Origin of the sequence: Sporofaciens sp. JLR.KK001 (assembly GCF_036941055.1) — a bacterium.
GTDB lineage: Bacteria > Bacillota > Clostridia > Lachnospirales > Lachnospiraceae > Sporofaciens.
The window spans coordinates 1,012,381-1,033,068 of sequence record NZ_JAYMNO010000001.1; the positions used below are offsets into that span (position 1 = coordinate 1,012,381).

At 41.8% G+C, this 20,688-nt stretch carries 20 protein-coding genes and 1 pseudogene; 18 read left to right on the forward strand and 3 right to left on the reverse strand.

Going from position 1 to position 20,688, the window contains the following annotated elements:
• The first annotated feature begins 3 nt into the window (after nucleotides 1-3).
• The 15 genes and pseudogenes from modB to VSQ62_RS32615 all read left to right on the forward strand — a co-directional run.
• Nucleotides 4-708: a molybdate ABC transporter permease subunit gene (gene modB / locus VSQ62_RS05505; RefSeq protein ID WP_334633650.1), complete on the forward strand. Its 705-nt coding sequence runs from the start codon at nucleotides 4-6 to the stop codon at nucleotides 706-708.
• Between the two features lie 39 nt (nucleotides 709-747).
• Nucleotides 748-1,842, forward strand: coding sequence for a sulfate/molybdate ABC transporter ATP-binding protein (locus VSQ62_RS05510; RefSeq protein ID WP_334637577.1), 1,095 nt, complete (start codon nucleotides 748-750; stop codon nucleotides 1,840-1,842).
• Between the two features lie 162 nt (nucleotides 1,843-2,004).
• Nucleotides 2,005-2,460, forward strand: a complete 456-nt coding sequence (locus tag VSQ62_RS05515; RefSeq protein ID WP_334633652.1) for a Panacea domain-containing protein — start codon at nucleotides 2,005-2,007, stop codon at nucleotides 2,458-2,460.
• A gap of 12 nt (nucleotides 2,461-2,472) precedes the next feature.
• Nucleotides 2,473-3,330 (forward strand): hypothetical protein, encoded by an 858-nt coding sequence (locus VSQ62_RS05520; RefSeq protein ID WP_334633653.1) that lies wholly within the window; start codon nucleotides 2,473-2,475, stop codon nucleotides 3,328-3,330.
• Nucleotides 3,331-3,362: 32 nt separating this feature from the next.
• Entirely contained in the window at nucleotides 3,363-3,794 is a 432-nt protein-coding gene (locus tag VSQ62_RS05525; RefSeq protein ID WP_334637578.1) for a prepilin peptidase, read from the forward strand.
• Nucleotides 3,795-3,980: 186 nt separating this feature from the next.
• The gene (tnpA, locus tag VSQ62_RS05530) at nucleotides 3,981-4,409 is read left to right on the forward strand and encodes an IS200/IS605 family transposase (protein ID WP_286145363.1); all 429 of its coding nucleotides are present in this window, start codon (nucleotides 3,981-3,983) and stop codon (nucleotides 4,407-4,409) included.
• A gap of 291 nt (nucleotides 4,410-4,700) precedes the next feature.
• The gene (locus VSQ62_RS05535; RefSeq protein WP_334633654.1) at nucleotides 4,701-5,801 is read left to right on the forward strand and encodes an AAA family ATPase; all 1,101 of its coding nucleotides are present in this window, start codon (nucleotides 4,701-4,703) and stop codon (nucleotides 5,799-5,801) included.
• A gap of 18 nt (nucleotides 5,802-5,819) precedes the next feature.
• Nucleotides 5,820-6,782 (forward strand): Zn-binding domain-containing protein, encoded by a 963-nt coding sequence (locus tag VSQ62_RS05540; protein WP_334633655.1) that lies wholly within the window; start codon nucleotides 5,820-5,822, stop codon nucleotides 6,780-6,782.
• A gap of 206 nt (nucleotides 6,783-6,988) precedes the next feature.
• Nucleotides 6,989-8,305, forward strand: a complete 1,317-nt coding sequence (locus VSQ62_RS05545; RefSeq protein ID WP_334633656.1) for an IS4 family transposase — start codon at nucleotides 6,989-6,991, stop codon at nucleotides 8,303-8,305.
• Nucleotides 8,306-8,673: 368 nt separating this feature from the next.
• Nucleotides 8,674-8,814: a Maff2 family mobile element protein gene (locus tag VSQ62_RS05550; protein WP_334633657.1), complete on the forward strand. Its 141-nt coding sequence runs from the start codon at nucleotides 8,674-8,676 to the stop codon at nucleotides 8,812-8,814.
• 294 nt (nucleotides 8,815-9,108) lie between these two features.
• Nucleotides 9,109-10,101 carry a helix-turn-helix domain-containing protein gene (locus tag VSQ62_RS05555; RefSeq protein ID WP_334633659.1) on the forward strand — a complete coding sequence of 331 codons (993 nt, stop codon included), beginning with the start codon at nucleotides 9,109-9,111 and terminating at the stop codon, nucleotides 10,099-10,101.
• Nucleotides 10,098-11,708, forward strand: a complete 1,611-nt coding sequence (locus VSQ62_RS05560) for an ABC transporter ATP-binding protein (protein WP_334633660.1) — start codon at nucleotides 10,098-10,100, stop codon at nucleotides 11,706-11,708. The genes VSQ62_RS05555 and VSQ62_RS05560 overlap by 4 nt, the downstream gene beginning before the upstream one ends.
• Before the next feature lie 39 nt (nucleotides 11,709-11,747).
• Complete coding sequence (locus VSQ62_RS32410) at nucleotides 11,748-11,978, forward strand: 3'-5' exonuclease (RefSeq protein WP_350339910.1); 231 nt, start codon at nucleotides 11,748-11,750, stop codon at nucleotides 11,976-11,978.
• 454 nt (nucleotides 11,979-12,432) lie between these two features.
• On the forward strand, nucleotides 12,433-14,103 hold the full coding sequence (locus VSQ62_RS05565; RefSeq protein ID WP_334633661.1) for a DUF8451 domain-containing protein: 1,671 nt from the start codon (nucleotides 12,433-12,435) through the stop codon (nucleotides 14,101-14,103).
• Between the two features lie 8 nt (nucleotides 14,104-14,111).
• A pseudogene (locus VSQ62_RS32615) lies at nucleotides 14,112-14,228 on the forward strand (transposase); the annotation flags it as partial.
• A 183-nt stretch (nucleotides 14,229-14,411) separates the two neighbouring features.
• On the opposite strand, the gene VSQ62_RS05570 reads toward VSQ62_RS32615, so the two are convergent.
• Both VSQ62_RS05570 and VSQ62_RS05575 read right to left on the reverse strand, forming a co-directional pair.
• On the reverse strand, nucleotides 14,412-15,359 hold the full coding sequence (locus VSQ62_RS05570; RefSeq protein WP_334633663.1) for a zf-HC2 domain-containing protein: 948 nt from the start codon (nucleotides 15,357-15,359) through the stop codon (nucleotides 14,412-14,414).
• Nucleotides 15,360-15,372: 13 nt separating this feature from the next.
• A complete protein-coding gene (locus VSQ62_RS05575) occupies nucleotides 15,373-15,858 on the reverse strand; it encodes an RNA polymerase sigma factor (RefSeq protein ID WP_334633664.1) in 486 nt (161 codons plus the stop codon).
• A 342-nt stretch (nucleotides 15,859-16,200) separates the two neighbouring features.
• Here VSQ62_RS05575 and VSQ62_RS05580 point away from each other — a divergent pair, with 342 nt between their 5' ends.
• On the forward strand, nucleotides 16,201-17,778 hold the full coding sequence (locus tag VSQ62_RS05580) for a DEAD/DEAH box helicase (protein ID WP_334633665.1): 1,578 nt from the start codon (nucleotides 16,201-16,203) through the stop codon (nucleotides 17,776-17,778).
• Between the two features lie 22 nt (nucleotides 17,779-17,800).
• On the opposite strand, the gene VSQ62_RS05585 is transcribed toward VSQ62_RS05580, so the two are convergent.
• Nucleotides 17,801-18,280: a DUF5721 family protein gene (locus tag VSQ62_RS05585; RefSeq protein ID WP_334633667.1), complete on the reverse strand. Its 480-nt coding sequence runs from the start codon at nucleotides 18,278-18,280 to the stop codon at nucleotides 17,801-17,803.
• A gap of 170 nt (nucleotides 18,281-18,450) precedes the next feature.
• Between VSQ62_RS05585 and VSQ62_RS05590 the strand changes: the two genes are divergently transcribed.
• Together VSQ62_RS05590 and VSQ62_RS05595 are read left to right on the forward strand one after the other, a co-directional pair.
• Complete coding sequence (locus VSQ62_RS05590; RefSeq protein ID WP_334633668.1) at nucleotides 18,451-19,245, forward strand: GDSL-type esterase/lipase family protein; 795 nt, start codon at nucleotides 18,451-18,453, stop codon at nucleotides 19,243-19,245.
• Nucleotides 19,246-19,270: 25 nt separating this feature from the next.
• On the forward strand, nucleotides 19,271-20,677 hold the full coding sequence (locus tag VSQ62_RS05595) for an MBOAT family O-acyltransferase (protein WP_334633670.1): 1,407 nt from the start codon (nucleotides 19,271-19,273) through the stop codon (nucleotides 20,675-20,677).
• Nucleotides 20,678-20,688 lie beyond the last annotated feature (11 nt).

Sequence of the window (20,688 nt, forward strand, 5' to 3'; positions counted from 1 at the left end):
GATATGGAAGCGATAATGGAAATTATGAATGATCTGGACTGGAGTCCGCTGTGGATCTCCTTGAAAACAGGAGCGGCGGCGACTTTTATATCTTTCTTTCTCGGAATCTATGCCGCAAGAAAAACAGTCAAAATGGCGTCGGGGAAGAAGGCGGTCATAGACGGGATCCTGACGCTTCCCATGGTTCTTCCGCCGACGGTTGCAGGTTTCTTCCTCTTGCTTTTATTCAGCAGGAGAAGACCTCTTGGAATCTTGCTTTATGAGAATTTTGATATCAAGGTAGTGCAGACCTGGCTTGGATGCGTGATCGCGGCGACGGTGATCGCATTTCCTCTGATGTACCGGAATGCCAGGGCGGCGTTTGAACAGATCGACGTGAATCTTGTCTATGCGGGAAGGACGCTTGGAATGTCCGAGATGCGGATCTTCTGGACGGTGGTGATTCCAAGTGCGGGGCCTGGGATCGCATCCGGCACGATCCTGACATTTGCAAGGGCTCTTGGAGAGTACGGGGCGACTTCTATGCTGGCGGGAAATATTCCGGGGAAGACGGGAACGATATCCCAGAAGATCGCCATGGTGATTCAGGACGGTGATTACGCGACGGCGGGAATCTGGGTCGCGGCTGTGATACTCATTGCGCTTGCGGTGATTATCCTGATGAACCTGATCTTAGGAAAAAGGATGAAGACGGTGAAGCGGTGGTAGACAATGCAGCGCAGTAATGACGAAAGAAAGGGAAATCAGATGGGGGTTGCGGTTCGTATTAAGAAAAAATTAGGAGATTTCTGTCTGGATGTTGAATTTCAGAGCGAGTCTTCACGCATCGGTATCCTTGGCGCTTCCGGCTGCGGGAAGAGCATGACGCTAAAGAGCATCGCAGGGATCGAGACGCCGGATCAGGGAGAAATCACGGTGAATGGGCATACCTTCTATCATTCAGATGAAAAGATAAATGTGAAGCCGCAGAAGCGTAAGGTGGGCTATCTTTTTCAGAATTACGCATTATTCCCGACCATGACGGTGGCGAAGAATATTGAGGCCGGGTTAAAAGGATCGAAACAGGCGAAGAAAAAGAGAGTGGATGAGATGATCCGAACCTTCCAACTAGAGGGGTTAAAGGACCGCCTGCCGGGAGAACTGTCCGGAGGGCAGCAGCAGCGGGCGGCGCTCGCACGGATCATGGCCTATGAACCGGATGTGATCTTATTAGACGAGCCGTTTTCCGCGATGGATATGTTTCTTAAGGACCGGCTGCAGCAGGAATTGATCGAAATGCTCTCGGATTATCGCGGAATTGTGATCCTGGTGTCCCACAACAGAGATGAGATCTATCGGTTCAGTGAAGAATTGATCATCATGGACAGAGGCGCGGTGGTCACATCCGGGAAGACGAAAGAGATCTTCGCCAATCCCGGCAAGAGGGAGGCGGCGCGCCTTACCGGATGTAAGAATATATCGAGGATCCAGCGGCTTGATGCCCACAGGATGAAGGCGCTTGATTGGGGCGCGAAGCTTACGCTTCAAAGAGAGATACCGGAGGGGACCGCTTATGTCGGATTCCGTGCGCATGAATTTATCCCTGTCTGGGGAGAACGGCGGGAGAACTGTATCAGGGTGCGGCTTGCGGGACAGGCGGAGCTGCCTTTTGAGAAGAATTTTTATCTGTTCCCGGAGACAGGGCAGACGGATCCATGCGGCGAAGAAGGGGACGGGGAAGAACGGCAGGATATGCAGAATTTGTGCTGGTTTCTTCAGAAGGATAAGTGGCGGATGCTGGAAGATAAGGGGATGCCGGATTACCTGCAGTTTCGGGAGGAGCAGTTGTTGCTGCTGTCTTAGGTATTCCTATGCCGATAGTTTAAGCTGTTACCATTTTGCTAATCATTTAACAAAATTTACTGTGTCATTTTGGGGTATAATGTTGTAAAATAATATTGGAAATGGTAAATTATTAATACTACGATCAAAGATCCGCTGCAAGCGGGAATAAAACGAGGAGGGATGTATATGGAAAAGACAATGTGTGTAGCAAAAGCGTTGTATGATATGTATTATATGCAATTTGGTGTATATATGGATGAAATGAAAATGCATAAGCTTATGTATTTTTCACAGAGAGAATCCCTCATGTGCTATAATCAGCCTTTATTTGACGGCACTTTTTATGGTTGGAAGTATGGCCCTGTATTGAAAGAAGTCAGAAGAGAGTATAAGTTTGAGACATTCTTTGTATCGGCTGTGGAAGGGGTAAGTGAAACTACTCAGAAGTTGCTGAAAAGAGTGCTTGACAGATATGGATCGCTTTCTTCTTGGAAATTGAGTAGCTTGTCGCATGAGGAATTTTCATGGAAAAAGGCAAGGGCAGGTCTTGCATCGGGTGAAGATGGGGATGTCGCACTTTCTCTGGATGCAATGAAGGTGGATGCAACGAAAGAACTTGTTGCAAGAGAGCGTTAACATAGAGATGAGGTGAGTATTATTAACACGGCGGAAAAGCGGAATTACTTTCGAGAATTCAAATGTGAAGTACTAACATCTACTCCCTATAACAAAGAGTTGGTTAAAAGCTTTGTATCGAAAAAAGCCAGGAATCAACTTGAATTATATATTACAAGCGAAGACAAGGCATGGGCTGAGGATACTGAAGGTGAAACAAGAGTTTACTTGATTAAAGATAAATCCGGCAGAATTGCCTTGTTTTTTTCTATTAAATGCGGTTTGCTGATCGGTGAAAATCTTAAATATAGATTGACAGAGGATGAAAGACAGTTTGTTGATATATTGATTGAAGCCAAAAAAGAGGGGAATGAGAAAGCAAGAGAGAATTACTATGATGCAGGTCTGTCCTTATATGGTGAAAGAGTAGACGTTCTGTTTGAGATAGCGGATAAAAGAGTGGAATCAAAGATGGAAGCCAAGGCTACAGGACAAGTTGAAAATTGGAAGGTAGAAAAGTGTGTATCGGCAATCGAACTGAGACATTTTTGTAAAAATGAAAGCTATCAGATACCTGAGAAAGTGGGAATACCTTTAGGGTTTTGGTTGTTTTGGGAACAAATAGTACCTACAATATTAGATATAACGAAGCGTGTAGGATGCAAATACATATATTTGTTTGCGGCAGACAGAACGGAAGAATTTGAAGTGTCAGATATGAAAAAACTGGTAAGATATTATAAAAATGCATTCAAGTTTTATGAATGTGATGAAGATGATCTGATAATTGTAAAACCAGAATATGATGAATATTGTTATGGATTAATACAAGAGGTAAGTAAACTTGAAAAAAATAGGGACGCTGTATGGCATGAGTTCTCAGATGTATAAGAAGTTATTATAGGATATTTCATTTATTGATTATGAAAAGATTGATTGAATATATGTTTCTTCTCTTATTAGCCACGGCCGCATGGAAAGATATCCATACAAGGCGCATCCCCAATGTGATCGTCCTTGGAATAGCGGCGGCAGGTATCTTCTCTATTCCGTTTTTCCCTGCAATCAGTCTTGCGGACAGAGGGATCGGGATATTCTGTGTGAGCGTTCCCCTTCTGGTCCTTACATGGATCGTGCCGGGATGCTTCGGCGGCGGAGACATTAAGTTAATGGCTGCCAGCGGAATATTCCTGGGATGGGAAGCTAATCTTGAGGCATTCGCACTGGCAGTTTTCTTGGCCGGGGGTTATTGTATCTGGATGCTTCTTAGAAAGAAGCTTAGCCGAAGGGAGCGGATCGCATTCGGACCATTTTTATGTGCGGGAATCATTGCAAAGATGCTTATAGCTCTTTAATAGAAGAGGAACCTTTATTTAGTGTGTCCCAAAATAATACTTCCCCCTATAAATGAAATCGCTAATCCCCCAGCTATGCTGGGGAGAATAGAGTAGGTTGTGACGAAGAGGATATTATAAAAAAGCCTCCTATGTTAAAATGAGAAAGGTGTCGCAAGCCAATCTCAAGAATAGGAGGCGGTCCAAATGGACAGTAAAAGTTTATCACACACGAGATGGAAATGCCAGTATCATATTGTATTCATACCAAAATATCGAAAAAAGAAATTATTCGGTCAGTTGAAATACGATGTACGGGAGATATTAAGTACCTTATGCAAATACAAAGGAGTAGAAATTATAGAAGGCGCAGTGTGTGCCGATCATGTGCATATGTGCGTGAGCATTCCGCCCAAGATAAGCATTTCAAATTTTATGGGATACCTGAAGGGGAAGAGTACGCTGATGATATATGACAGGCATCCGGAACAACAAAGTAAGTGGAATAAGGCATTTTGGGCAAGAGGGTATTATGTGGCAACAGTAGGAAATGTAACAGAGGATGCCATAAAGAAATACATCCGGGAACAGTCAGAAGAATCCCGGAAAGAAGAAAGTGAAGGAGCCGCTTTTTAGCGGCAGCAAGTAATATACGCTTGCGACACCCGCCTTTTAGGCGAGCAGTAACAGAGCCCTTGGGGGCGTTTTTCAAACCCCCACTTGAAGTGGGGGTTGGTGATTAGAGATACCCCACAGAATATGCCAGTGCTAAACGGTGGCATTTCCGCAGGGTATCTCTATTTTTCTTTAAAGTCGGAAAAAATCGGTATTAGCCGACTGCCCCATTTTATCATGAAAAGAACGATAAATATATAAATATGAGATCATGATAATAAAGTTATTAAAGATATAGATGGGGAATTGTTTTTGCCAATTTCTGCGATTTATGGTCCAAATGGAGGCGGAAAATCTAATGTTTTAGAAGCATTGCATACATTGGATTCCAAGGTGTTAAGACCGCTCTGCGCTACTTGTGATAAAGCTGATTGCGATTATAAAGCCCGTAAAATCCCGGTAGAACCATTTGCGTTTTCTGAACAGGCGAAAGAAGAACCTACGGAATTTGAATTATTTTTTAGAACAGCAAAAGCAGAGTATCGTTATATTCTTCATGTGAAAGAGGATGAAGTTGTTTATGAAAGTCTTGACCGAGTGAAAATGGATACGGGAAGACGTTCGGCGCTTTTCAGAAGAGATACAGATTCAACAGAATTAAAAGGGATTTTTGGAAGACTAAAGATAAGCGAGGATCTTTCAGCAACCTTGCCGCTGATTTCTTATCTTGGGATTACTTACAAGAAAAATGAGGTTGTAAGCGATGTATTGAAGTGGTTTGAAGATGCTATTGATTTTCTGAATTACGGAAATCCCTATCAGGAACTGAGAACAGCGATAGCAAAGTCCGAAGATATAAAACATTTAATATTGAATATGATAAAAGAGATGGATTTGGATATCGAAGATTTTAGAATTGAAGAAAAGGATAATGACCGCATTGAGGTTTTTACAAAGCATACTGTAGATGGGTATAGTGCAGAAATCACATTGTCGGAAGAATCCAGTGGTACAAGAAAATTGTTCGGGTTACTTCCGTTTATTGCAAAAAGTCTGATTTATGGAACTACGCTGGTCATAGATGAGCTGGACGCAAAGATTCATCCAGTATTACTTCAATATGTAATTAAGTTGTTTACAGATATGAGTATAAACAAGAAGGGCGGGCAGTTAATTTTTACTTCACATGATCTGTCTACCATGAATAACGAAGTATTCAGGAGAGACGAAATCTGGTTTGTGGCAAAGGGAAGGGGACAGAATTCAGGATTATATTCTTTGGTTGAATTTAAAAATGATAAGGGAGAATCTGTTCGTAAGGACGCAAAGTATGATAAACAGTATTTGGAAGGTAAATATGGTGCAGATCCTTATCTGAAAAAGATTATAGATTGGAGTGATGTAGGTGCCTAAAAAAGCAGGGATGGAGGCATGGAAGAAGAAACGCCGTCAAGAACATCTGGAGAAGAAAAAGTACCTTGTGCTGCAGAGACAATGCGCGTAATTGGTATGGCTGAGAGGTACGTGAAAAAGAATAAGCTACAAAAGGGGCAGATTTGGTGTGTGTATGATAAAGACAGCTTCCCGGCAGATGATTTCAACGGTGTGGTTTTGCGTGCAGAGCGGTTGAATACCAAGAGCCTGATTAACGATGAAAGTGATGATCGAAACAACGTTTTTTACTGCAAGCAGCTGTTGGTGGACGTGGATGAAGACCAAGATATTTCTAGTGCATATCGTATGGACAACGAAGATTTTCCGTTTGGTTATGAGTTTGTTCGTAAAGCTACGCTTCGAGAAATCAATTTTGGTGAGAGTGATATGACGGGCGAGAAATTATCGGTTTCTGGTGTAGAAGAAGTTCGTAAGGGCTTTAGAATTTGTAGGTATTGCGGAAAGATTCAGACCGAACACGGCAAAGCTAACCATAGCTTTGTTTGTAAAACCAGGAAGATGCCTGCATTGATGCAGACAGACGCTTATGAAGAATGCCTGTTTATGTATCGTGAATTCAGCACTGAAATCCTTCGCCTGCTTGTTCCTGCAACCACAATGGATTCCACTTCTGTAAAAATGGAATCTTTTGTTGCGGCATTTATGCTTGGCATGAAAGAGTATTTCGGCAATGTTGACCATCTGAGAGCAACTGTAAGTGAAGTGCCTGTTCCTGATGCAGACTATCGTAAGCAGTATCTTGTGATTTATGATTCTGTCCCAGGTGGTACTGGTTATCTGAAACAGTTGATGCATGAGAAAAATGCCTTGATTGAGATTTTTGAAAAGGCACTTCATGTGATGGGAAATTGCTCCTGCAAGGACGATCCTCAGAAGGATGGATGCTATCATTGTTTGTATGCGTATCGCCAGAGCCAGCAGATTGGTAATCAATGTTAACAACCTAACTCAAGCAACTACAACATATAGTGTTTCTTTTAATTGGCACGGGATTCCCTGTGTCTTTCTTTATTTATAACCACTAATACGATTAAAATATTGTACAAAATTCGCCCATAAAAACCAGCATATTTACTATTGACATAAGCTCCAAAAAATGCGGCGCAGCCCTTGTTTATATTACTTTTTTATGGGGGCTGCATCGTATGAATTTAATTCAAATCTTAGTCGATATTATCTGTAACACATTACTTGATCCACATGTCCTTGAACGGGTCAGAAACAGAAAAGGGGCTTTTACACGCAATTGCGGGAAACTTCCCTATTGGACATTGATCAAACTGTTATTAAGAAATTCCAAGAAAACTATTTCTTCATCACTGGATGAATTCTTTACCGAATTGCGGCATATATCAGGAATTCCAATCTCTGATACTGTGAAATGTTCCCAACAGGCTTTCAGCAAGGCCCGTTCCGGCATTGATCACTCTATTTTCAAAGAATGCTTCGAACGTGTACTTGACTTCCTTTGCAGCAGGGATTCCCTGGATTTCCATTCACGTTTCATGGGTGTATGGGGACGGCAGATCATTGCTGTTGACGGCTCTAAAATACCTCTTCCTAACCGTAAGACTCTTCTTGATAAATACGGCAGCATAGGGAGAGGCCAAAACTCTCCCACTGCCATTGCCAGTGTTGCTTTTGATGTACTGAATCACCGCATCCTTGATGCACAGCTCGAACCCATGAGCGTCGGTGAACGTACCCTTGCCATAAGGCATATGCAAAATATAAAAAGCAAAGCACGGACGAATCTATTATACACCATATTTGTCTTCGATAGGGGATATGCTTCAAAAAATTTATTTTCTTTTATCGAAGACACCTTACATGCCGGATATCTCTTCCGGTTAAGGACTAAATTTAACACGGATATTGATGCACTCCCTGTACCGGCGGATCGAAATGGAATCAGTGACTATATCTTTTTCCTTGATGGCAGGAAAGTACGCATCCTTAAATTTTACCTCCCAAGTGGGACGGTGGAAACGCTGATCACAAATGATTTTGACCTTGCCAAAGAACTGTTCCGCCAGTGTTACTTCCTTAGATGGCCGGTGGAGGAGAATTATAAGCTTGTCAAAGAAAAGATCGGGCTCACTAATTTCCGGGGCTATTCCGAGAACTCCGTTCTCCAGGAATTCTGGATATCGGTATTGCTTGCAAACCTGGCTCTTGCCATAAAGCGGGAGACGGACGGCATTGTTGACAGCACCATAAACCAGAAAGGGAATCAGAACAAATATATGACAAACATGAATGAGCTTGTCGGATACCTGAGCCGTCATATAGGAGAATATATGGATGCTGATACAGACACAGAAAAGTATGGCATCATCCGCTGTATATTTGATTTTGCCGTATCTCACCGGGTGTGTGACAAAAAGGGCAGCGGGGAATCAAATCTACGTACAACTCCAAGAAAAGTCAAACATCATTACAATAACAAGACTACACACTAATACCATTTAAGAAAGGTGGTGGTGCCAGTTTCTTTATATTCTACAATACAAACGCCATATCTAAAAAAACAGCTGATAGCAACCAAGGGGAAAGTCTGCCCTTTTTTCAGTGTATTTTAATCATTTCTATCATCTGCTATTATTGGTTTAATAGCTTAATCCTATTGTGATATCATGCCACTACTAAGTTGTTAACATTGATTGCAAAATATCTGAGCCGGAGATTGACCGTCCGACCGGACGACGCTTTTGAAAGCTGTGAACTCGAAGCGCCGCCCGCGTCTGATGCACCCGCCGATTGACTTTTCAACCGGCGGGCTTTTTTGTCCCTATCCAACCAATCACAACAAATTTAAGGAGGAAAATGTATGGAATTTTTTACAAGCGCAATCGACACTTTGAAGGTACTGGTTATCGCGCTGGGCGCTGGCCTTGGCGTTTGGGGCGTTGTCAATCTGCTGGAAGGTTACGGCAACGACAACCCTGGCGCAAATGCTCATGTACGATAAAGAAGCAAGCAACCGAAAACAAGAGATAGACCGCCAGTACCACACTATTCCGAACCAAAGAAACAAAAGACCAAAAAATAAGCATTATGGAAAAATCTAAACTTTTGGATTTTTCCACAATGCCGACTACTACGGAATCCCTCTCATTCTTTATTCCATAAAACCTATTGTAGATAATTTGTGGGTACAATGCTATATTAACAATAGGTTATAAAAAATTGTAGTTATTGTTAACCGCTTATACATGGAAATCAGAATTTAAAAATCGTACAATACGAAGAGGAGAAAAATATTATGGAGCGATTACCTGTTGGAAAAATTATACAAGGATTACGCAAAGCAAAGGGTATTACACAAGAAGAGTTAGCGGAAGTATTGGGCGTTTCAAGCGCAGCAATTTCTAAATGGGAACATGGACAAATGTATCCAGATATTACACTGTTCCCCGTGATTGCCAGATATTTTAATATTTCCATTGATTGTCTGTTTGGATTTTCAAATGATTTGTCGGAAGAAGAATATCTAAAAAACAGGCAGGAATGTATAAAGTTATTTGCAAGTGGAAAGTGTCTTAATGGAATTGAACGGATTAAAAGGCTGGTTTATTTATATCCAACAAATGATAGGATAAAGATTGATTTGCTAAAAAATGTACTTCCATATCTAGTTTTAGAAAAAGATTCCGAAATTCGTGAAAATTTAATCCGTCAGATGATTTTGATATGTCAGAGATGTATAGATGATAGCGTTCAATCACAAAAACATTTCTTGCTTGCACATTTGTTTATTATGATTAAAAAATACGAAGATGCGTCTGCCTGCCTTGTTGATGAAAATGAATTTATGGCAATAGACATGAAGAATAGCCTAATACTAAGAGAAAATAATGCAAATGCCATTGACATAATAGATTCAACAATAAATATGTTAGGAATACAGTTGATATATGAATTGCGTAATAAGGTATCATATTGGATAAAAAACGACTTGACATACACAAAAGATATTTTAGAAAAGCAATGCACTCTTATAACAGTATTAGGGCTAAGCCGCAATTTATATTTTATGGTTTATATGAACATGGCATATGTTTATTGTCTAAGCAGTCAAAAAAATGCAGCTTTAGAATTAATACAAAAATTTATCACAATGTATAAGGAGAATCCCATAAAAGATAGTATGCTTATCAATGTTTTTGTGTCAGGCTTTTCAAGCCAGCCGTTTGATATAATAAGAAAAACGTCTGCATTTATTGAATTAAATCAAATATTGGAGGAATATTTATGAAAAACTATGGCTATTTATTATCCTATTTCAAAAGGAAAAAAGTTTGTGCGTTATTTGCACTAATGCTCTTTTCATCCTTTATAACTTTGTGTCCGCCGTTCATTACAAGAATCCTTCTGGATTACGGTATTGCAAGTCTATCAATAAAAACCGTTTTGTTGAGTGGAATATGTCTGCTATTTGTTTATATTATCAGTTTTTTTGCTAATTATTTAATCAGCCAATCATTGATCCGGACTAGCAACTACTTTGTTGCAGATATTAAAAATGACTTGATTTCAAAGGTTTTAAAATTACCTATGGAGTTTTTTGATAAACAACAGACAGGCTATATTTTAGAACGTGTAAAAGAAACTGATTCCCTAAATGTTTTTTTCTCACCTGTATTTTTAAAATTTTTGACCAGTATATTTTCGTGTGTTGGAGCGTGGATATTTATATTGTCGATACGTTGGGAATTATCCTTGATATTGATTATATTTTTGCCTGTTTTGTATTACTTTACTAATTATTCAAGTATACAAATTAAAAAAGTTTCAAAAACATTACTTGAATCTAATGCACAAACATCCGGGAAGATTCAAGAAAATATAGGTGGTATTTCAACGATTAAAGAAATGAATTTAGAAAAACAGCGGTCAAATGAAATGGCTAAGCAAATAAGAAATGTTGCAGACCAATCCATAAAACGTAATAAGAAAATGAACCTTGCTTCTGAGGGTATACAAGGTTTTACTAATATATTTTCAGTTTTACTCATTATCTGTTCTGGATTATTTATAATTAATGGAAAAATGTCTATGGGCGATTACTGGGCAGTTTCACAGTATGCAACAGTAATATTTGCACCTATACAAATTTTGGCAAGTATTAGTGTTATGGTGCAGCCGGGGACTGCTGCTTTATCTAGAATCGGTACTATTTTAAGGCTTAAAACAGAGAATGAAATTGAGGGAAAGAGAAAAATAGAGAAAGTTACCAAAGTATCGTTTACAGATGTTTCATTTGGGTACACGAACCACAATGTTATTCAAGACTTTAATATGGTTATTCATAAAAATGAGAAAATTGCATTACTCGGAAAAAACGGAAGCGGTAAGACAACGATTGCTAAGTTGCTCATGGGATTTTATAAAAACTACAAAGGTTCTATAAAGATAAACAACATAGAATTGAAAGAAATCTCGTTATCTGATTTAAGAGAAAAAATAGGCATTGTGGCACAAAATATTGTTTTGTTCTCTGGAACTTTGATAGATAATCTGATGTATGCTGCACCACAGCTGACAGAAAACGAAATTACTTCAATTCTCCAAAAAGCGGGACTTGATATGTCTGAATTTGAAAATGGACTAAAAACTATAATAAGTGAAAACGGGAAGAATTTATCTGGTGGACAAAGACAGAAAATTGCGTTTGCAAGAATGATTATCAAAAATCCAGATGTTGTGATTTTTGATGAAGCAACATCCAACTTAGATGTCGATACCCAAGAATTGGTGCGGGAATCGGTAAATATATTATTTGCAGATAAAATTTGTATCATTATCACGCATGATTCACATATGGCAGAAATAGCTAATTCGATTGTGCGCCTTTCTGAATGACATCGGATTGATTTTTTAATGAATAAGTTAGTCAGATAAATGAAAACTGCTTTTTGCTCTCAATCAAAAGGGCTGGAGTTCAAATATGTGTTTATTGCCGCCGTGAATAACAGAATTATTCCGTTATTATCTGCAATCAACAAAACGGATTCTATCTCTGAAGCAGAATCTTTAACATCAGAGAAATGTCTGCTGTATGTTGCGATGACCCGTGCACAGAAAAGCGTTTACATTACAAGCTACGGAAGAAAATCTAAGTTTCTTGAGTAAAAACAAGTATATCTATTCCTGCGAGTAACAAGCCAAGTGAGCATGCTAGTACAACATTGCATTAATTCTCGAGTAATAAGCACTTGCTATCCATGCCATCTGCACGCCTTCGAACCTAGATGTAGCCCGCTACACCGTCGGTTCGTAGACGCACAGCTGACACGAATATCAAGCACTATTACTTCAAGATTAACGCAATGATGTACTAGCATAATTATTTGGCGACTGCCTCGAGGGTCAATCAGGTTAAAATTGACCAAGTGTTACAGGAAACTACAGAAAAAATGGAAACACAAAGTGAAGTGGAGTCTTTTATGCTGAAAGGCTTCACTAATTTTGTGGGGGTCGTTGTATAATGACTTGATTTGGTATAAAATAGTTTTAAATTAGTTCTAGAAAGTTATAGATTAGTCATAGAATTTAGTCATAGAAATAATAAAAGGCGGTGGATACTATGATTTATGCAGACAATCAGCTAAAAGAGAAGATCTTAAAATTAATGGATACTTTTGAAAATGAAGTAATTGAATTTAAAGAAGCAAGGAGCAATTATTCTTTCAATGATATTGGAAAATATTTTTATGCTTTGAGTAATGAAGCTAATTTGCGAGGATTGCAAGAAGCATGGCTGGTCTTTGGAATATCTGATGAGAAAGAGATTGTTGGAACGGAATTTCGGAAACAAGGAGGACTGCACAGCCTAAAGAAGGAAATAGTGAATGGAACAAATGAGCGATTGACATTTATGGAAATCTATGAACTAACTATGAAGGGATGTCGAATTATTGCATTTCAGATCCCTCCAGCAATACGGGGAATACCGACCACATGGCAAGGAGCGGCATATGCAAGAGAACATGAATCTGTATCGCCTTTGCCTATGAATAAGGTTGATTTAATCAGAAGCCAGATAGGAGTGGACTGGTCAAAGGAGATAGTAAAAGGAGCATCTATAGAAGATTTGGATGAGGAAGCAATTAAACGGGCACGTGAACTTTTTTCAAAACGCCAAAAGGATCGTAAGAAAGCGCAGGAGATTTTAAAAAAGTTATCAGACATTGAAGTGTTAAATAAAGCGGGAATAACAATTAAAGGAGAAATTACCAGGACAGCATTGCTTCTTTTAGGGAAAAGTGAATCCAGTTATTTTTTTGACGGTTTTATTCCAAGATTAACATGGACTTTGTACAATGCTGACAATACAGTGAAAACATATGAGCATTTTGACATGCCTCTACTTTTGGCAGTAGACGAAGTATATTCTCGAATTAGAAATGTAAAGTATCGCTATATTGCTGGGCAGCAAACACTATTTCCGGATGAGGTTGATCAGTATGAGCCAGAATTGATAAAGGAGATTATAAATAATTGTATTGCTCATCAAGATTATCGTTTACGTGGAAAAATCAATATTGAAGAGTTTGAGGATAAACTTGTTTTTATGAATGAAGGAGCATTTATCCCGGAAACTATTGAACAAGCGTTGGAGCCAGGATATAAACCGCCTTATTATCGAAATGTATTTTTGTGCAATGCAATGGTAAATTTGTATATGATTGATACTAATTCTATGGGAATACCGATGATGTATCAAATTCAAAGAGATAAGTGTTTTCCTTTACCAACATATGATTTAGAAACACTCAACCGGGTTAAGGTGACTGTATTTGGAAAAATCATAGATAAAAATTACACACAACTTTTATATTCAAATGGCGATTTAGATATACAAACTGTATTTTTGTTAGATAAGGTTCAAAAGAAAGAAACAATATCTAAAGAAAATTTTAGGATATTAAAAAAGCAAGGCTTGATAGAGGGGAGGTATCCAAATTTATTTGTGGCTTTTAAAGTAGCAGATATTGTGGGACAAAAAGCGGACTATATACGAAACAAAGGATTAGATGATGATATTTGCAAACAGTTAATAGTAAAGGCCTTAGAATCTATGGGAGAAGCAAGTAAGCATGAATTGATGGATATATTAGACAAGGCATTACCGGATGTATTGAGTGAAAATCAAAAATCAAAAAAAGTATCAAATCTATTGCAAATATTAAAAAATGAGAAAATTATTGCGACAAAAGGTAAAAACCGGTATGCAAAGTGGTATATAGTAAAATGATTACTAATGTATACAAGGAGTTTATGCTGTATGCGATAGGTAGAAATAACAATAAATATCATCGCTTCTTGAACAGCAAACTCCAAAAATTTAAAGGAAAAAAAGAAGAAAATATCGCTTCATGAAAGGTGTGGTTCAACAGAAGGGGAACCTTTATTTAGTGTAGCCAAAAATAATGCTTCCTCCTATAAATAGAGATACCCCACAGAATGTGCCAGTGCTAAACGGCATCATTTCCGCAGGGTGTCTCTATTTTTCTTTAAAATCGGAAGAAATCGGTATTAGCCGACTGCCCCTTAGCATTGTCTTTATTCCTTAGAAACATATATAGGGAAGCAATCTGCAGGATTTTTTATATTGCGGTAATAATCTATGAAGCGTTCAAGGAGTTCATCTTGAGACGTTGTCTCGCCGATTAATTCCATCTCATCAAGCGCTTTCTGAGCATTTCCGTCAATCTGGTATGCCTGGATCGCTTTTTCTTCTATATGCTTCGGGGCCTTCTCAAGCGTCTGCCCTTCTTCCCAGATCACAAGCTTGTCTTTCTTGCCTTTTCCCCGATAATTGATAGAAGTACAAGTATAAGTAGAATCAGGGTCAAGATTTGAATAGAAATCTCCGGAAACTTCCGCGGGGAATATGATGCTCATGGTGTCATAATAAAAATATTTTTCTTCGTCTACAGACAACGGATACTGACAATGTAATTCGTAAAAGCCTTCGTGTTTGTCCGAGGTTTTGTCAATAATGTCCATTGATCCCAGTATCGGCGGATTGACCAGCTTCGGGAATTCCAGCGTACAGTAGATGTCCCCGCCCGCCAGTTGGTAGAGTTCCGTGATCTTAATATCTTCTGCCGGTACGGCAAAGACGCTTGATTCCAGGAATTCCGTCCAGCCGATCTTAACTAAGGCTCCGCCAACCAATAGAAAGAAACCGAGTATTATAATGTTCAGGAAGGTGATCTTCTGGCGGTACTTCCTGAGAGATTTTACGAACCGCGCCCCTTCTTTGTCAGTCTCTTCCGGGATGGCAGAGACAGGCGGGAACGTCTCTTTGGCCTGTTCATAGGCCTTGCGGCAGCCGGCGCAGTCTTCGATATGATCCTTGATGATTCGGCTGCTTTCTTCACTGCAAACGTCGTCTTCGTACAGGATCAGCAGATCCCGGATCACCTCGCATGGTACGGGTGCATTCTTCGAAGCGTTCAGATAGCTTTGGTCATGTTTGGAATTCGTATTATTCGTAGTATTCATATTCGTACCCCTTTCATTTGAAAATGATCTGTTCGCGGATTTTTGATTTTGCCCGGTGATAGGTGACCCTTGCCCAGCCTTCCTTCCGGCCGAATATCTCGCCGATCTCCCGGAAGGACAGCTCGCCGAGCGTCCTCAGCGTGAACACTTCCTTGTAAGGTTCCTCCAGATAATGAAGGACCTTATAGATAGAGAGCGCTTCATCCTTGCTGATACACATGGATTCCATGCTGTGCTGTGAAGAACTCTCACTGTCAGAGATCTTATCTTCTGTCTCCTGGTGTTTCGTCTTTTTTATGTGGGACAGGTAAGTATTCTTGGCAATCTGAAAGAGCCAGGTTTTAACGGAGCATTCGCCGCGGTATTTGTTGATATTCTTCAATACCTTAAAGAAGGTTTCCTGAGTGATCTCCTCGGCAATATCCGGGCTTTTGCTCATGGCCAGGATGAAGAGATAGACGTCTTTGAAATACAATCGGTACATTTCCTCGAAATCCATGGTGTATCACCTCCTTTATTAATTAGACTCCCCGGGGTACGTTTTGTTACAGGAATTCTCCTTATTATTCGTATAATCTGCCAATCAGATGATCAGCCATATAATCAGAGACCTCCATATAATCGTGCGGGAACATTGAGAAAATGTCAAGCAGAGACTTAGAAATGCAAAATATTATAGACAACTTGAATGCGGATGTGGTATGATGAACACCGACACTATGTGAATACTCTTTGCTTGGTATCAGGCAGGGGGTATTTTTTATCTTACCAAAGACCGTGCTGTTATAAAGTGTTAAAGTCTATGATGTTCATATGATAAATCAGGAAGGAATGTTTTTATATGGAAGAAGTAAGATTTGAAGATCTGGGACTGTGTCCGGAAATCATGAGAGCAGTGAAGAAGATGGGTTTTGAGGAAGCGTCGCCGATCCAGGCAAAAGCGATCCCGGTTATGATGTCGGGGAAGGATCTGATCGGACAGGCACAGACCGGGACCGGCAAGACGGCCGCATTTGGGATACCGCTTCTTACGAAGATCAATCCTAAGAATAAGAAGCTGCAGGCGATCGTACTGTGTCCGACCAGAGAGCTTGCCATACAGGTAGCGGAGGAGATCCGCAATCTGGCGTATTATATGCACGGCATCAAGGTGCTGCCGATCTACGGCGGGCAGGAGATCGTGAAGCAGATCCGCTCCCTGAAGAGCGGCGTACAGTTGATTATCGGAACACCTGGACGTGTGATGGATCATATGCGGCGAAGAACGGTGAAGATGGACCAGCTTCACACGGTCGTATTAGATGAGGCGGACGAGATGCTCAACATGGGCTTCAGGGAGGATATTGAGACGATATTGGAAGAGGTGCCAAAAGAGCGTCAGACGGTACTGTTTTCTGCGACCATGCCTAAGCCGATCCTGGAGATCACGAAGAAATACCAGACGGATGCCGAGCTTATCAAGGTGACCAAGAAGGAACTGACGGTTCCAAGCATTGAGCAGTATTATTATGAAGTAAAGCCGAAGAATAAGGAAGAAGTGTTATCAAGAATCCTTGATATCTATAATCCTAAGCTGTCGGTCGTGTTCTGCAATACGAAGAAGCAGGTGGATCTTCTGGTAAACGGGCTCTTAGGCAGGGGATATTTTGCCGCGGGGCTGCACGGAGATATGAAGCAGGCGCAGAGAGACCGGGTCATGGAGGGCTTCCGCAAGGGGAAGACGGATATCCTGGTGGCGACGGACGTTGCGGCGAGAGGGATCGACGTGGATGAAGTGGAGGCCGTCTTCAACTATGATCTTCCGCAGGATGATGAATATTATGTACACCGTATCGGCCGGACCGGAAGAGCGGGACGCGTGGGACGGTCCTTTTCCTTTGTTTCCGGCAGGGAGGCATACAAGCTTAAGGAGATACAGAGGTACTGCAAGACGAAGATCTATGCGCAGAAGGTTCCGTCGCTGAATGACGTGGCGAATACCAAGATAGAGAAGCTGATGGATACGGTGAACCGGATGATCGAAGAAGAAGATCTGACCGCATATCTGCAGTTGGTCCAGTCGGAGGTCAACGATTCTGATTATACCAGTATGGATATTGCGGCGGCGCTTTTGAAGCTGTGCGCAGGGGGCAAAGAAGAGCCACAGGAGACATTTGCCGATACGGGGGCGGAAGAACCGGGGATGGTCCGTCTGTTTATTAATGTCGGTAAGAAGGATAAGGCAAGGCCGGGAGATATCCTTGGGGCATTGGCAGGCGAGAGCGGAATTCCGGGCAGAGTCGTAGGCACGATCGATATGTACGATAAATACACGTTTGTAGAGGTCCCTACAGAGTATGCAAGGGAGATCATCAACTCTGTGAATCATACGAAGATCAAAGGGAAATCAGTGGCAGTCGAGCCGGCCAATCAGAAATAAGCCCCGACAGCAATATGCATTGCTATGCTTCCCGCTCGATTCCCTTTGACGAGAGGAATCTTTCGGCATAGGCGTCCCATTCCTTTTCCAGTGTTTTGTCCATGGAGAAGGTGTTCATGGAAATGCCTGTGACACATTGTAGGATCGATCCGTCATAATGAAAGTTCAGATACAACCCGGTAATGTCTTGTGGGCTGAAAGAGGTTATCTGATGTTCCAGGAGGAATGCTTTGAAGTCTCCGGGGGCAAGCGACAGTATGATCTTGAAGTTCAGCGGGGTGCGTTTCCCGCGGATGATGCTCAGGCAATATTCGCGCAGATCCTTCCAGCAGGCGTAATCCTGCTCCGGCTTCTCATCGAAGAAATCCTTGTGAAGGTAGCCGTCTATGGTATATCTGCAGAATGTGGTGATCTCTCCCTCGATCAATGCAAACTGATCGAAGGTATCACGAAGGAGCAGATGAGACATACAGGATTTGGCTGATAATGTAAACAGATTCATATAATGATCTCCTTTCCGCTAGGGTGTGTTCTGATGGGTATAATTTTAGTATAGCATATATTTGACTTTTAAGGGGAAAAACAGTACAATGTGTACAGATTATAAGCTGTATGGATGTAACAGGGCAGTTTGTCTGAAGTGTTGCCTGACAGAGGGAGTACGCGGCTATCGTGAAGAAACAAGAGAAGAAGACGAAGAAAAGTGAAGACAGGGATATCGTCCTGCGCATGGCGGTTACTGCCATGATCGTCTGGATGATCTTCGGAGGGATCGTTTTTGCCATAGGCGTGATGAACCCCAGGGAAGATCCAAGGGCGGGTCTTGCAAGGCTTGAACAGATGGAGGCGGAAGATACGGAAGAGATCGACGGTCAGATCCAGGCGTTAGAGGAGGCAGAGCGGGCGGCGGATGAGGCGTGGGCCAACAGGCCGCTGAGCGAGAAGTTCGCCAATTCATATGTGATAGGCGATTCAATTGCCCAGGGCTTGTATGAGCAGGCGGTTTTGGACGGTGCATATGTTACGGCAGAGCAGGATACAGGCGTATGCAGATCGGAAGTCAGCATGATCGAGAATCATGTTTCAAGAGCGGCGGAGGTAGGTCCGCAGGTGTTGTTCTTATGCTACGGCCTTAAGGATGTAGAAGCGGCGTCGGGGAATGCGGATATATTTGCAATGGCATATAAGAGCGTACTGGACACGCTTAAGGAGAAGCTGCCAGAGACAAGGATCTATGTCAACAGTGTTCTGCCGGTCGAGCAGGCTGTGACCGACGAAAACGAGCTGTACGGCTGTATTCCCGAATATAATGAGAAGCTTAAGGAATTATGCGCCGAAGTGGGCGTAACTTTTATTGATAACAGCAGTCTGGTCAAGGATGAGTACTATTATGAGGATGGCATTCATCTGACGGCGGAATACTACACGGAATGGGCGGATCATATGGCTGAGATTGCGGAATTGTAGTAGATAGTAAAGGAAGCTTATATTCATGTTATTTGACAGTGTTGTTTTTTTGTTTTCATTTTTACCGGTGGTTCTGATCCTGTATTACCTGGCGCCGGGCAGGCTTAAGGAGGCGGTGCTTCTTCTGGCAAATCTGGTATTCTACGCTTGGGGAGAACCGGTGGGGGTACTTGTACTTATATGTTCTGTCATATTTAACTATATCTGCGGGCTGGATATTGCGGGCAAGACGAAGAACCGCCGCAGAGCAAGGCTTAGTCTGATCATCAATCTGGCGGTGAATCTCGGTGTTCTGGGATTTTTTAAATACGGAAGAGCGGTACTTACTGGTTTGGGCGCTGTGCTTCCGGTCGATATACCGTATCAGGGAGAGAGGCTGCCGATCGGCATGACTTTCTATACTTTCCAGATATTATCTTATATTATAGAAGTTTACAGAGGGAATGTAAAGGCGCAGAAGAATATCATGGACTTTGCGCTTTATGTTACCATGTTCCCGAAGCTTCTTATAGGTCCGGTCGTGAGGTATCCCGACATTGAGAAACAGCTTCATACAAGGCAGCTATCGGTGGGGAAGCTTGGAGAAGGGATGATGTATCTGGTTCTTGGGCTTATGAAGAAGGCGGTGCTGGCGGACACGATAGGAGTGGTGTACGCGAAGGTCATATCGCTCGAGACCGGGCAGATGTCTGTACTGAGTGCGTGGCTTGGATGTGCGGCGTTTGCGCTTCAGATCTATTATGATTTCAGCGGATATTCGGATATGGCGGTTGGACTTGGGAAGATGCTGGGATTCGACCTGCCGAAGAATTTTGACCATCCTTATATTGCGGGGAGCACTACGGAGTTCTGGTATCGGTGGCATACGTCTCTTAGGGGATGGTTCCGGGAATATGTGTATTATCCTCTTGGCGGCGGGGAGACAGATGAAGGCAGGCAGGTGAGGAATATCCTTGCGGTATGGCTTCTGGTCGGTCTGTATCACGGTCTCTCATGGAACTATATAGTGTGGGGATTGTATTGCGGAATCCTGATGGCTGCGGAGAAGCTGTTCCTGTGGAGAATGCTGGATGGGCTGCCGGGATTCCTGGGACATATATACAGTATTGTGCTGGTACTGATCGGCTGGGTATTCTTCTTCAGTCCGGGAATCGGTGAAGCCTTGTCTTATCTGGGAGTCATGTTCGGGGCGGGAGCTTCTGGATTGGTTGACGATCAGGGAATGTACCTTCTGGTCACGAATCTGTCATGGTTCATCATCATGGTGTTGGGATTGATGCCGTTCATACATAAGGGATTTGACAGCATTGCGGATCAGGGAGACAAGGGCTGGGCCGTGGTGAATGCCGCGGTATATGCCCTGATTTTTGCGGTGTGTTTTGCGTATCTGACTACGGGACCTCACGGACCGTTTTTGTATCTTGCCTTTTAGGGATATTCTGG